The sequence below is a fragment of the Caldithrix abyssi DSM 13497 genome (genome assembly GCF_001886815.1).
Lineage (GTDB): Bacteria > Calditrichota > Calditrichia > Calditrichales > Calditrichaceae > Caldithrix > Caldithrix abyssi.
On the sequence record NZ_CP018099.1, the window covers coordinates 3,948,726 to 3,962,257 of the forward strand.

Annotated in this window: 7 protein-coding genes; 1 reads left to right on the forward strand and 6 read right to left on the reverse strand. The window is 45.1% G+C overall.

Annotation, left to right across the window (positions count from 1 at the left end; genetic code table 11):
- Positions 1 to 276 precede the first annotated feature (276 nt).
- The 6 genes from Cabys_RS15490 to Cabys_RS15515 form a co-directional block, all read right to left on the reverse strand.
- Positions 277 to 1,017: a creatininase family protein gene (locus Cabys_RS15490; protein WP_006927074.1), complete on the reverse strand. Its 741-nt coding sequence runs from the start codon at positions 1,015 to 1,017 to the stop codon at positions 277 to 279.
- A gap of 23 nt (positions 1,018 to 1,040) precedes the next feature.
- Entirely contained in the window at positions 1,041 to 2,348 is a 1,308-nt protein-coding gene (gene trhP / locus Cabys_RS15495; protein ID WP_006927075.1) for a prephenate-dependent tRNA uridine(34) hydroxylase TrhP, read from the reverse strand.
- 498 nt (positions 2,349 to 2,846) lie between these two features.
- Positions 2,847 to 4,169 carry a TolC family protein gene (locus Cabys_RS15500; RefSeq protein ID WP_006927076.1) on the reverse strand — a complete coding sequence of 441 codons (1,323 nt, stop codon included), beginning with the start codon at positions 4,167 to 4,169 and terminating at the stop codon, positions 2,847 to 2,849.
- Positions 4,166 to 7,267, reverse strand: a complete 3,102-nt coding sequence (locus tag Cabys_RS15505; RefSeq protein ID WP_006927077.1) for an efflux RND transporter permease subunit — start codon at positions 7,265 to 7,267, stop codon at positions 4,166 to 4,168. Before Cabys_RS15505 ends, Cabys_RS15500 begins: the two co-directional genes overlap by 4 nt.
- Positions 7,268 to 7,278: 11 nt before the next feature.
- Positions 7,279 to 8,307, reverse strand: a complete 1,029-nt coding sequence (locus tag Cabys_RS15510; RefSeq protein ID WP_006927078.1) for an efflux RND transporter periplasmic adaptor subunit — start codon at positions 8,305 to 8,307, stop codon at positions 7,279 to 7,281.
- Between the two features lie 24 nt (positions 8,308 to 8,331).
- Positions 8,332 to 8,970: a TetR/AcrR family transcriptional regulator gene (locus Cabys_RS15515; RefSeq protein ID WP_006927079.1), complete on the reverse strand. Its 639-nt coding sequence runs from the start codon at positions 8,968 to 8,970 to the stop codon at positions 8,332 to 8,334.
- Positions 8,971 to 9,183: 213 nt separating this feature from the next.
- On the opposite strand from Cabys_RS15515, the gene Cabys_RS15520 reads away from it, so the two are divergent.
- Positions 9,184 to 13,020 (forward strand): hybrid sensor histidine kinase/response regulator, encoded by a 3,837-nt coding sequence (locus Cabys_RS15520; RefSeq protein WP_006927080.1) that lies wholly within the window; start codon positions 9,184 to 9,186, stop codon positions 13,018 to 13,020.
- Positions 13,021 to 13,532 lie beyond the last annotated feature (512 nt).

Genomic DNA, 13,532 nt, shown 5'->3' on the forward strand with positions numbered 1-13,532 from the left:
TCAGCAACCGCCCGTACATGCCGCTTCCCGCTGCATCTAATAGCCATCGATTTTGGCCGCAACGAAATGGCAAAAGGTTATCGCTCGTCCACAGCGGGAAGAATCAATTTTTGCAAGCTATTTTTCATAAAGCAGGCGGAAAGCATGTCGTTGCTGCGTTTGATGGATTTACCCCATAACTCTTTAACTTTTTTTACAGCGCAAAATAGTGTAAAGAGTTTGCCGAGCCGACCCGTTCCAAACAGGGCGGAATCGGAACCGCAGACCAGCGGCTATTCAACTCTTCAGCCAGAAATGTTTTTCTACAATCATCTGTGCAATATCCAATAAAAAGTTGACCAGCTTTTGCCCAATTTGCGGGCTGGCTTCGGCAGGATTGCCACGATATCCATTGCTATCGGCATCTTCAGAGATCGGTAAACCGTGATGTTTACCGTTAATTTGATCGGGATGCAGGTACATCATCACCGAGGTCTCCCACAAGCCGGCATGTCCGTCGTATTGCGGCAGATGGTTTCCCTCTTTAGCGACCATCTGCCCCATTTTCTTCAGACCGGCGTCCATAAACAGGTAGCTGGTAAGCGCTAAAAACTCAAAACCGAATTGTCTTTTTAACTTTCTTGAAGCGGCGCTCATAGCCTGTAGGTGCCCCCTGCCGGCATGGCCGCTGATGATTATCCCCTGTTTGAAACCATGTTCATGTAGCCGCTGCCCATACTGAAAGATGACATTTTTAATCAGATTCTGTTCATGATTTAAGGTGCCCGGCCTTGAAATACCGCCCACGCCCATCGGAACAGGAGGCAAAATTAAAAAGGCGCTGTCTTCATGTTTTTTTGAAAGTTTTTGCGCCAGCAGTTGTGAAAATTTTTCGGCTATCAAAATATCCGTGCCCAGGGGCAAATGCGGGCCATGCGCTTCTAAAAGAGAGATAGGCAAAAGCACCACAACCTTTTCTTTCTCCAGATGCGTTATCTGTTCGTCTGTCAGGGCTTCGTAGAATAAAATATTGTTCATAAAATTCCTTTTCTGATTTTGATTTAAAAAAGAACGGCTGTTTGTTGTTTAACTACCTTACGCAGCAGAGCAAAGGCATCTGGCTTTTCGGGCAGAACAAGGCGAACATCTTTTCCGCCTCCATGCGCCACGTTTACTATTTCATCGTCAGCATTGATGATTTCCTTAACCGTAAAGCGGATGGTTTTTTGGGGGGTGATTAATTCCAGTTCATCATTGACTTCGAAGCGATTGCGAACGGCAATTGTGGCCAGCCCGCGTCTTTCATCCCAGCTTCTGATGATTCCGCAAAACAGACGACTTTGATTGGACGAATGCCCGCTTTCGTAGTTCTGTCCTTTGTCAAGCGGATTGCGTTCTAAAAAGCCGGTCACATAACCGCGATTGGCCACAGCGTAAACCTCCTGCAAAATGGCTTGCGGAACTGCCTGTCCTTTTAAAACAAAATCCAGCGCCTGCCTGTAGGCGCGCGTAATAACGCTAACGTAATAAACGGATTTGGTGCGTCCCTCGACCTTTAAACTGTCCAGGCCGGCCTTAACAATTTTGTCCAGGATGTGAATGGTGGACAGGTCTTTGGCGTTCATGATGTACGTGCCGTGTTCATCTTCATCGACAGGCATAAGCTGACCGGGCCGCTCGGCTTCTTCCAGGTAAAAATGCCGACCGGCAGCCGGTAAAAGAACATCGCGTTCTTCTTCCAGTTCCGCCGGTTCGGAGTAAACTTTGTATTCCCAGCGGCAGGCGTTGGTACAGGTGCCCTGGTTGGCATCGCGATGGTTGAAATAATTGGACAACAGGCAACGACCGGAATAAGCGATGCAAATGGCGCCGTGCACAAATGTTTCCAGCTCGATATCGGGCACATGTTGACGTATTTCTTCGATTTCATCCAGGCGCAGCTCCCTGCTTAAGATGATGCGCTTGACGCCTAACTGTTTCCAGAACCGAACCGCCTGCCAGTTGATGGTATTGGCCTGGGTCGAAAGATGAATGGGCAGTTCCGGATGATTTTCTCTTGCGACCAGAATCATCCCCGGATCGGCCATGATTAAGCCGTCCGGTCGTAGTTCGGCCACATGCCTGAGCATGTCTGTAAATGAAGGAATTTTAGTGTTGTGCGGATAGATGTTCATCGTCAGGTACACGCGTTTGCCACGGGCATGGGCGTACTCCAGCGCCTGGATGATCTTTTCCATGGTAAAGTCATTTTCTCTGGCCCGCAAGGAAAAGCGCGGAATGCCGGCGTAAACCGCGTCAGCGCCGTAGGCAAAGGCGTACTGCATTTTTTCGAATGTTCCGGCCGGAACCAGTAATTCAGGTCGTTTCATGCGTCTCCTGTTTAAATTGTCCTTAATTGAATTTAATCGTTCTGGCATATTTCACCAAAAAAAATGCAATTTGGTTCCGGATTATTCCTGCTCGACCAAAGTTTTTAGGCATGGATTCCGCCAAGGCAGCAAAATCGCAACCAAAAACATTTTTGCAGGGATTTAAGCAACCACTGAGAGCATAGTGAAGTCACAACGAGCGCAAAGAATGTTTCAAATTAAAAATAGTTTCAATTCCCCTCACCCGCAATAAAAGCCCGGATGAGGGGAACGCTGAACGTGTACAGTTGCCATTCAACCATTCAACTAATTAACCATTCAACTAATTAACTATTCAACTAATTAACTATTCAACCAATCCAGCAGCACAAACATTTTCAAATCCCGCCAGGGCGAGACTAGATCTTCCAGAGGAAGTATCCTAAAAACATAAAATGGTTGATAGATTGTATGGCGAAAGCCACTTCGCCATACAATCATCAAAAATATCTTAAGAGTTTACTCCACTAATTCATCTACTTTGCCAACCGCCTTCTGCCAGTCGAAATAGGCGTCCAGATAGTTGTAAACAGCCAGGTACCAGTTCAGCCTGGCCCCGTCGTATTGTAAGCGGGCGTCTTTAAGCTCCAGCTGTGTAATCAGGCCGTTTTGGGCGCTGGTCTGAGCAATTTGAAAGCCTTTTTCTGCGGTTTGCAAGGCAGATTCAGCCGCCTTAATACTTTTCTGCGCCTCATCCAGTCGTAAGTAAATGCTTTTTAATTCGGTGGCGATTTGTTTGCGCGCTTTTTGCAAACGCAGACGGCTTTTGTCCAGCTCTATTTTTGCTTTTTGCACCTGAGCGATATTATAACCGCCCAGAAAAATGGGGATGGATAATTTGAGCCCGAGAATAAAATTGTTGTTTTTATTTTCTAATTTCCACAGATCCGACTGCGCGGAAAAAGCGTAAGCAAAAGTTCCGTCAACGGTCGGCAAAAATTCTCCTTTGGCCGCGGCAACGGCCGTGCGTCGTAATTTTTGTTCCCAGAGCTGCGCTTTATAGTCCGGTCTGTTTTCAATGATTCTGTCGAATGAAAGAGGCTCGGGCATGGGCGGTACTTTTTCCAGATTACCTACAAAGTCCACCTGCGCTTCCAGAGCCAAGCCGGCCAGGGTTTTTAAATTGTAAAGTAGCAGTTCATAATTTTTACGCGCCTGTTGCGCTTCTGGAATGCTGTTTTTCCAGCGTACTTCGGCCTGGTACAATTGAAATTCAGAGGCCAGGCCAGCCTGGTACTGCTTTTTTACCATGTTGTAATTTTCTCTGGCATTTTTTACGGTTTCTTCTTTTAACTGCCAAACGCGTTTTAAGAGCAGGGCCTGGTAAAAACCTTTTTTAGCAAACGTCAAAATTTCCTGGTCGCTGGCCTGAAAAATAAACTGCGACATGCGTTCGTATTGTTTTGCCGCCCTCAGAGCGGTGCCCACTTTAAAGCTGAAAATGGGCTGCAGAAGAGCGGCGGTAAAAGTGTATTCATTGTTTTTGGTGATTTTAAATTTTTGTCTGACCAGGCTGCCATCGGCAGTGGGAAAATCGACATAGAGATAGGTTTCCAGCAGATTACGCCTGTAATTTCCTTCTGCGGAAATTTTAGGCAGGGCTGTGGCCCAGGCTTCCCGTTTTTGAGCGGCGGCCATTTCAAGCTCTTTAGCGGCTAATTTTAAATCATCGCTGTTTTTTTTAACCAATTCAATAAAAGCCGCCAGGTCGTAGTTTTCAGCCTGAACCGAACCGGCCAGAAGAAGAAAGGTTAATAAAAGAGTCCATTTTATTGGCTTCATTTTTCTGTCTCCGTCTTTAAAGATTCACTCTTAGCGTCTTTATCGCTTTGCGTCGTTAAAAAGTACAGCGCCGGTATTACCAGCAAAGTTAAACCCGCCGAAACAAGCAAGCCGCCAATGCTGACAATACCCATGGGCTGCCTGATTTCCACGCCTGAGGAACCAATTCCCAGGGCAAGCGGCGCCATTCCCAACATGATGGCAACCGTGGACATGATAATCGGTTTTAATTTAGTGGGACAGGCTTCTACCAACGCTTCTTTGACCTTTTTACCCTGTCTGCGCAAAATATTGGTGTAATCGAGCAAAAGAATGGCATTATTGACCACAATGCCCACTAACATCACAATGGCCATCATGGAAATGGTGTTCATGGTTTTGCCGGTAATAAACAAAGCCCAGAAAACGCCGATCAGCCCGAGCGGAATGGTGCCCAGAATAATCAGCGGCTGCGTAAAACTTTCCATAATCGCCGCCAGTAGCATATAGGTTAAGGCAATGGCGATCAAAAAGGTGCGCAACATGTCCGTCGTCGTTTCGGCCATCATTTGCGCGTCGCCGCCCCAGTCATATTTGTAACCGGGTTTAAAATCAATTTCCGCCATCTTTTGATTAATTTGCGCAACCACTTCACCCAACGGCACGCCCGGGGCATTGTAAGCCGTAAATTCGATGGCTTTGTATTTATCTTTATGCATGATTTTGCTGTAGCCCTGACTGACCTCAAATGTGGCAAGTTGCGCCAGACGGTAAATGCCCCGCGGCGAAACGACCGTTAAATTTTTAATCTCTTCCGGAGAATCGACCGCCCGATCATCCAGCGTAACGCGAATGTCGTACTCATTGCCCGCTTCACGGTAGCGCGTGGTTACCAGCCCTTCCATTGCAGCGCGGATGGTAAACGCCAGATCGGTAACCGTTAAACCTGTTTCGGCCAGACGCTGGCGATAGGGTTTGATGGTGATCTCCGGTTTGCCCGATCGTGAGCTGGTATTGAGGTTTATTAAGCCGGGAATTTTGCGAATCTTTTCCATGATTTGTCGTTTGTACACTTCGAGCCGATCATTGTCCTGCCCCATCAGATAAAAGGTAATGGGCGCCTGATCGCCGCCCATCGACGAAATGGCAGCCACGCGAATTTTGGCGTTAGGAATATCCGCCAGTTCCTGAATAAATTGATTGGCAATTTGATCGCTGCGTAATTCTCGCATGCTTACATCAACCAGTTTTACCTGCATTTTGGCCAGATTGACGCCCACATCCAGATCGCTTAACATGCCAATGGTCGTTAAAATATGCTTGACCTCATTGTGTTTACGTAAACGCTCTTCCACGGTATTTACCAATCTGGCGGATTCTTCAAGCTGGTAACCCTGGGGCAATTCAAGTTCGATTAAAATATCGCCTTCGTCGGTCAGCGGGAAAAATTCAAAACCGACCCGCGCGGCCACAAACAAACTAACCACAAAAAGCAAAACCGTAAACGCAACCACGCTGAATGCGCTCTTTTTGCTTTTGACCATCCACACCAAAATCGACTGATACCACTGCTCCCAGCGATGAAACATGGCCTCAAGCCGCTGACCGAGCCGATGCTTTTTTGTCTCGACTTCCGGCAAAAGCAGCGAAGCCAGCATAGGCGTGATGGTAAAAGAAACAATCAAAGAAAATATGGTGGCATAGGTAACTGTTAAGGCGAATTCCTTAAAAAACTGTCCTACAATGCTGGTCATGCTGGCAATGGGCAAAAATACCACAATATTGGTCAGCGTAGAGGCGATCACAGCAACGGCAATTTCTGCGGTGCCCTTGCCAGCCGCATCGCGTCGGCGGTGCCCCATCTCTTTATGTCTGAAAATATTTTCCAGCACCACAACCGAGTTGGTGACCAGAATTCCAACCGCCGTGGAAAGCCCCATTAATGTCATTACATTTAAACTGAAGTCCGAAAGTTTAATGAGCAAAAGCGTGGAAAGTATGGAGGTGGGCATGGCCAGCGCTACAATAATCGTTGAACGCAAATCGTGCAAAAAGAAGAGCAGCACCAGGCCGGTAAATAAAACGCCGAGAATGATGTTGTTTAACGTATCTTCAACAGAGCTTTTAATAAAGTTGGAACGGTCGTGAATAATAGAGATGCTGGCAGCAGGAGGCAGCTCCGCTTTGATATTGGGCAGCTCTTTGCGAATTTCCTCTGCCATTTTCACCGTATTGCCGTCGGCGCTTTTGATGATGCTCAGCAGAACCACATTGTCCTGTCGTATTTTATTTTTGTTATCAAAAAAGATGCTTCGCTGGCGAATTTCGGCGCCGGCATCGCTTACGGTTGCCAGCTTGCCTAATTGCTGCATGCCAAAAGCGGTGGGTATCTCCAGCTTTTTTAGAGCCTCCACCCGGTCAAACTCACCGTCAACGCGCACGCTTAATTCCTGACTGCCCTGAATAAAATGCCCTCCGGGTAAATTCAGATTTTGCGCCGCCAGTATTTGACTTAACTGCGGCAAAGAAATGGCGTTTTCAAATACCACGCGATTATCCAGAGCAATGCGGATTTCCCTTTTCTGACCACCAATAACATTCACCTTTCCCACGCCTTCAATTTGCGCCAGCCGATCTTTCACTTTTTTATCAGCCAGCTCATACAACTCGGTTAACGGCATGTTTCCGGTAAGTAAAACATCCATAATCGGAAAAGCGCTCACGTCAAACTTTTCCACCACCGGCAACTGAATATCCCGGGGAAGCTGGTTGAGAATGCTGTTGATCCTGTCTTTAATTTCCTGATTGGCAATGTCAATATCTTTACCTAATTTAAACTGGATGATAACAAATGACACCCCTTCCATAGAATACGATTGCATGAAGTCTAACTTACTGATGGTGCCTACCGCATCTTCTATTTTTTTAGAGACCTGATTCTCAATTTCTTTTGGCCCCGCCCCAGGATAAACGGTTTGAACGGTGATAACCGGAATATCCACCTGCGGCATTAAATCCAGAGTAAGGCCAAAATAAGCCAGCGCGCCAAACAAAATAAAAACCAGTAAGCCCATGGTGACCATAACAGGCCGTTTGATTGAAATATCAGCCAGAAACATAATGGAACTCCTTAACCGATGATGTTAATTTTACTGCCGTCTTTAAGCAAAAATTGACCTTCAACAATGAGCTGATCGCCCGGTTTTAAGCCCTCTAAAAGCAAAACTTTTGCGCCGCTCTGGGGCCCAATTTTAACCGGCCGCTTTTCGGCCTTTCCGTTGTTATTCACAAAAACATAGTGCTGGCCGCCTTCTTTAAGCAGGCTTGTTTGATCAACGACAATGGCTTTTTCTCTGTCGAACGTTACGATCTCTATTTCTGCGGTAACGCCTGATTTAATCGTATTGTCCGGATTATCGAATTGCAGAATGGCTTTAAAGGCTCGCTGTTTTAAATCCATAGCCATGTTAACCTGAATCACTTTGCCTTTAATTTCAAAACCGTTCCAGCGGGCAAGGGCGGGCAGACCGTCGTGAATTTCGTTGATCTCACTCTCCGCAATCCAGATTTCCGCCTTCATGCGATCGGTTTGCGTAATGGTAGCCAATTCGGCCTTCACGTCCACATTGTCTGTTTCACGCACATTGATTTTGGTTACGTATCCGCTGATGGGCGCCTTCACCTTTACCGCCTGCTTCACGGCGTCCCAGTTGGCCCGGGCAACTTCAAACTGCGTTTGAGCGTTATCAAAATCCTGTTGTGAAATACCGCCGCTTTTCAAAAGCTTTTTCATCCGTTCGATGGTGCGCCGGGCGTTTTCGAATGCCACCTTTGCCTGGTAGTATTGAGCGGCGGGATTATCGGTAGGAAAGCTAAGCAACACCTGGTCTTTTTGTACATAATCGCCAACCTTCACATAAATTTTATCAATACGATCGCCCAGCGCCGCAAAAACGGAAGACTCTCTAAAGCCGCGCAAAATGGCGTTATAATAAGAAGCCTTTTGAAAAGGCGCCGGTTGTACCGTTTGAACTTTAACGGGGATGCCCTTCTCTGCATAAATCTGTTCAAGATTTTTTGCCTCATCTTTTTCTTTTGAACACCCATTTATAACAAGTGCAAAACTAAATAATAACAGCAAAATACCTGTAATACGCATAAGACGTCCTTTCTGTCTTTAGTTTTATTTTTTTAATATTCCATTAAGAATAAGATCGTACGCTTCTTCCAGCAATTCTTCCTGACTTAAACCGAAATCCTGCTTTAGACTGTCAGCCAGCAGCTGATAACGCTGGAGAAATCCGGTAAATTGAAGCCAGATCACAACCATGGCGCGTAACGGATTTAGATCGGGACGAACCACGCCGTCCGCTTTACCCTTTTCAAAAAGATCGCTCCATAGTTTAATGCGTTCCTGCTCTTCTTTTAAGTGGCTGTCCATCAGCTTTTTGACTGACGTTTTTTGTCGATGCATGGAATGGAAAAATTCAATAACATCAAAATAGTGCTTATGTTTTTTTTGAAAGCGTACCAGCGCCTTCAAAGAACCGAGCAATTTTTCCTGAAAGGTATGCGATTTTTGCACCTCCCGCTCGATCATTTGCATCAAAAGACCCTCGCCGCGCTTAAAAATGTGGAAGTACAGTTCTTCTTTGCTTTTAAAATACATGTAAAGCGTGGCCTTACTCAGCTCGGCCTGCTCCGCAACCATATCCATGGAAGCCGTCTCGAAACCATGTTTAAAAAAAACGATCTCGGCAGCGTCAATAATTTGCTGACGACGCTGTTCTTTTTCCCTCTCTTTACGCTCCGCAATCCCCATTTTTAAACTCCTGATTAAACGAACTAAACTGAAAGTAAAAAAGTTAGACGTAGAGTTTACTCAAAAGTTTCAAAATTATTTTCTGGCTGCAATCACCGCCTGCCGCGCGCAGCATAACAGACGCTTAAGGGCAAAATAACCAACCAAAAATATATTAACTTTTTTAAATAATGGACGAATTAATGAGTAAATTCACTAAGGCAGCATAGAACTATGATTAAAAAACTATTTTTATTGCTGATGTTAGGCGCAACCTTATGGGCGCAGGAGTATCCCGTTCATTTTTACACCATTGAAGAAGGTTTGCCATCCAATGAAATTTATTCCATTGTTCAAGACTCGATCGGAGAAATGTGGATTGCCACCAGACGAGGCTTGTGTAAATATGACGGCTTTCACTGGCAACTCGATACAACCATTAGCAAGATGGGGATGTACCTGCCCCATTTCCTGGAGTTAGACGACGCCGGCAGAGTTTGGGTCGGAGGAGTCCACATCGGGCAGGGCTTTTGCTATTTAAATAACAAGACCTGGCATACTATCTCCCTCCCCGATTCACTTGCATTGTTTTCGCCCTTGAAAACTTTTAAAGTAATTGGCTCGTCTGATGGGCATATTTTTATTCTGGCAGTAACGCACAAAGACCAGATCGCCTATTTTTTCCAAAATCAATGGAAGGTAATCGATCTTTCCAGAATCGATCCTGAAAGTTCTAAAATTCTTACGGTAAGTAAAAATAACAATCAATTTCTAATTCTTACCGATCGGAGACTTTTAACCTTTAATGGAACGGATTTTAAAGAGTATGATTTCCCCCCGCTCTTTGAAAAGGAAAAGATCATTTCATTGCAGGTTTTAGAGACGCCCCATAGCCCGGCGAAAATGGGAAGATTATTGTTGTTAACGCCAAACTACATCTATGAATATCAAGCACCGGAAATTATTAAAAAAATTCCGCTTAATAAACAGGTAAAACGCCTTTTAGCCGATCCGCCCTTTCAATTGATTGAAGACGGTTTTGGCGGCGTCTTTTTAGGGAACAAGTTTCGCCTGTTTCATTTTAACAATTATTTAAACAAATGGGTGTTAATCAAACATCATCGTATTCCAGAGCCCCTTGATGCCATAGATATCTATCTGGATCAGGAAAAAAATCTGTGGATCGCATCTTATATGGGGCTTTTTAAAATACCCACCTTGCGTTTTTTGAATTTTAATGAATACTCCGGCTTACTGGAAACCGAAGTTACCTCGATCAATCAATTTGGCCGGGGCACAATGATTTTTGGTCACGACAATGGCTTTACTCTGTATGATGGCAAACAATTTAAAAAATTTGCGATAGGAGATGTGCAGGCGCCGTCGGATAGATCACGTAAAAGATTTATGGGGTTTTTGAAGCTAACCGACGATACCATCATTGCCGCGGCGCAGCAGATGGGATTGGTTAAGATTCATCAATCCGGCAGATATGAAATCATCCCACCGCCTCCCGGAGAGAGGATAAATACCGTTGCAAAACTGAATAAAAAAGAACTATTAGTCGGCACGTATCATGGTCTATTCAAGTTTTCGAACAATGCCTTCTATCCGTACTTGCACGAGCTGACAAAACATTTAATTATTCGGCGTATGTTGCTTCTTGCCGATCACACCCTACTTTTAGCCACATTAAATCGGGGCGTGGTGGTGATTCGAGGGGATCAAAAAATTTCTGAAGTGTGGAACCATCGTCATTTAAAATCGAAAAGCGTTTATGACATAAAGTATTCGCCGCAGGGTAAAATTTTAGTCGCTACGGGAGCCGGCCTGTTCGAATTTAGCCAGGATAGTCTGATACCGATTGATAAAGAACTGATCAATGAGGAAGCCTATGCCATTTTAGTGGATAATGAAAACAAAATATGGATTGGTACCGGACGTGGCGTTCAAATTATTGATTCAATCGGGAACATTACCCATTACGACTATTTCAACGGGTTGGCCGGCCAGGAATGCAATCGCGACGCCCTTTTTCAGGATTCCAGCGGACGAATCTGGATTGGTACGATTGGCGGTCTTTCGCTATACCAACCCCTGTACGATTTTAAAGTCAGGCCTCCGCTCATTAACTTTTTAGATTTCATCTCCGATATTGACTTTGATCTGCAACCGGAGAAAAAAGGCGATTTGATCATTAAATTTCTCTGTATCTCCTTTAAGGATGAACGGCAGATCGCCCTGCGCTACAGACTAAAAGGATACCATGAATGGCAGTATATCCCGAGATTATTCACTCCTATTTTATCCTTCTTAGATGTGCCTCCGGGAGATTATCAACTGGAAGTTCAGGCGCGGAATGTAGAGGGCGCCTGGTCTGCTGTGGTTCAAAGCTCAACGTTTCATATTCCGGCGCCATTCTACCGCAGCTGGTATTTTATTGCTCTGGTGCTTTTTTTGATTTCCATAATCACCTATTTACTCGTATTTGCCCGCATTAAGGAACGCCTGGCTCAACAATTAGAAGCTGAAGTAAACGCGAGAACAAAAGCGTTAAAAGAATCTGAAGAAAAATTCCGCCGATTGTTTACAGATTCTCTGGATGGAATTTTTATTACCTCTATTGAAGGGAAAATCCTGGATATTAACGAAGCCGGAATTGAAATATTAGGCTATGATTCTAAAGATGAGCTTTTAAAATTGAATGTAAAAAAGGATTTATATGCCAATCCGGAAGACCGGGAAAAGATTTTAACATTAATAAAAACTCAGGGAGGCGTAAAAAATTATCCGTTAAAAGCAAAACGCAAAGACGGAAAAATTATCGATGTGGCCATTTCCGCCACGCCCATATTGGATGAACAGGGGAATGTTGTGGGCCTTAGTGGATATTTTCGCGACATGACCGAGTGGAACGCCATGAAGGAACAACTGGCCCATTCTCAACGCATGGAATCTCTGGGCATGCTGGCCGGAGGCGTGGCGCACGATTTTAACAATATTTTGGCCGGCATTCTGGGCTATGCCTCTTTGATGAAAATGAAAATGGATCCGGACGACAAAATGTTCCGTTATATCGATATTATTGAAAAAAGCGCGCAGCGCGCTGCAGATCTGACACAGCAGCTTTTGATCTTTTCCAGAAAGGGCCAGCCTAAATTGCAGCCGGTACAGGTAAACGAATGCGTCAACGAAACCATTAAATTGATCAGATCGACCTTTCCAAAAACCATAGAGATTGAAACGGAGCTGGATGAAAAGCTTCCTGAGATCATGGCCGATCCCACACAGCTCAGCCAGATGATTCTCAATTTATGCGTCAACGCCCGCGACGCCATGCCCGACGGCGAGGGGAAAATTTCGTTCCGCACCAGAGAAGTGATTGTTGAACATGCGGAAGCGTACAAAAATCCCGATGCCCGGGAAGGCCACTTTGTTCAATTAACCATTGCCGACACCGGAAGCGGCATCCCCGATGAAATCAAAAATAAAATTTTTGAGCCCTTTTTTACCACCAAACCGCGCGGCAAAGGCACGGGCATGGGGCTGGCCATGGTTTACGGCTTTGTCCGAAATCTGGGCGGTTTTATTCAGTTTCATTCCAAACTGAACGAGGGCACAACCTTTCAAATCCATTTTCCGGTTAAACCCATTCATCTTGAAGAAAAACATCTTTCGCATAAATCCGAATTAAAAACGGGGCATGGCCACATTCTGGTAGTGGATGATGAAGAAATGGTGCGCAACTTTTGTAAAATGGCGCTGGAAAGATACGGTTACACAGCAGAAACGGCCTCAAACGGTCAGGAAGCCCTTGACTGCTTCACTAAAAATCAGAACAACTTCGATTTGATTATTTTAGACATGATTATGCCGGTAATGGATGGCATGAAAACCTATCAAAAGATTCGCGAAATTAATAAGGAAATTAAAATCCTGATTTCCAGCGGATATAGCGATTCAGGAAAATTGGAGCAGTTAAAAAAAGATCCTGCCGTCAGTATCATTTTTAAGCCTTACAAGGTGGATGAATTAGTGGCAAAAGTTCAGGCCTTAACAGGACAAAAATAAGATGGGCGAAGGTGGGTTTTTATTTTAACCTCTTCTGTCTCGACCTGTCATTCGGAATGGAGTGCCGTCAGGGCTGGCTGAGGAATCTTTAGCTTTTGGTGTCGGAAAAAGAACGCCGTATTTGATTGACTAATTGCTTAATTTAAAAATCCCGAAGGGATGAAATGATTATAGCCCGCCGTTTCAACGGCAGGTTTACCGTTCGGGCAGGTTTGCATGGAAACCGTTTCAACGGTTTACGCCAATGAACAACGGGATAACATCCTTCTTAATTTGGCTCTTTCCTTTCATTCGGAATGCCTATCCCCGTGCCAAAAATCCTGAACACTAATGGGAAAAATTGCCCAGCGGTAACGTCCCCCTCTCCCAGACCTTATTGTGGGAGAGGGAGAATGAGGGGGGTGAGGGCTAATACATCAAATGCCTGCCATCGTCAGCGGAAAAAGGTTAAGAGTATAAGAGTGTAAGAGTTAAACAGTTGGCCGCTCACTGCCTGCCATTCCGAATCCCGA

Coding starts and splice junctions, on each gene's coding strand:
- Cabys_RS15490 (WP_006927074.1), bottom strand. CDS start 1,017: ATGAACAATATTTTATTCTACGAAGCCCTGACAGACGAACAGATAACG.
- trhP (WP_006927075.1), bottom strand. CDS start 2,348: ATGAAACGACCTGAATTACTGGTTCCGGCCGGAACATTCGAAAAAATG.
- Cabys_RS15500 (WP_006927076.1), bottom strand. CDS start 4,169: ATGAAGCCAATAAAATGGACTCTTTTATTAACCTTTCTTCTTCTGGCC.
- Cabys_RS15505 (WP_006927077.1), bottom strand. CDS start 7,267: ATGTTTCTGGCTGATATTTCAATCAAACGGCCTGTTATGGTCACCATG.
- Cabys_RS15510 (WP_006927078.1), bottom strand. CDS start 8,307: ATGCGTATTACAGGTATTTTGCTGTTATTATTTAGTTTTGCACTTGTT.
- Cabys_RS15515 (WP_006927079.1), bottom strand. CDS start 8,970: ATGGGGATTGCGGAGCGTAAAGAGAGGGAAAAAGAACAGCGTCGTCAG.
- Cabys_RS15520 (WP_006927080.1), top strand. CDS start 9,184: ATGATTAAAAAACTATTTTTATTGCTGATGTTAGGCGCAACCTTATGG.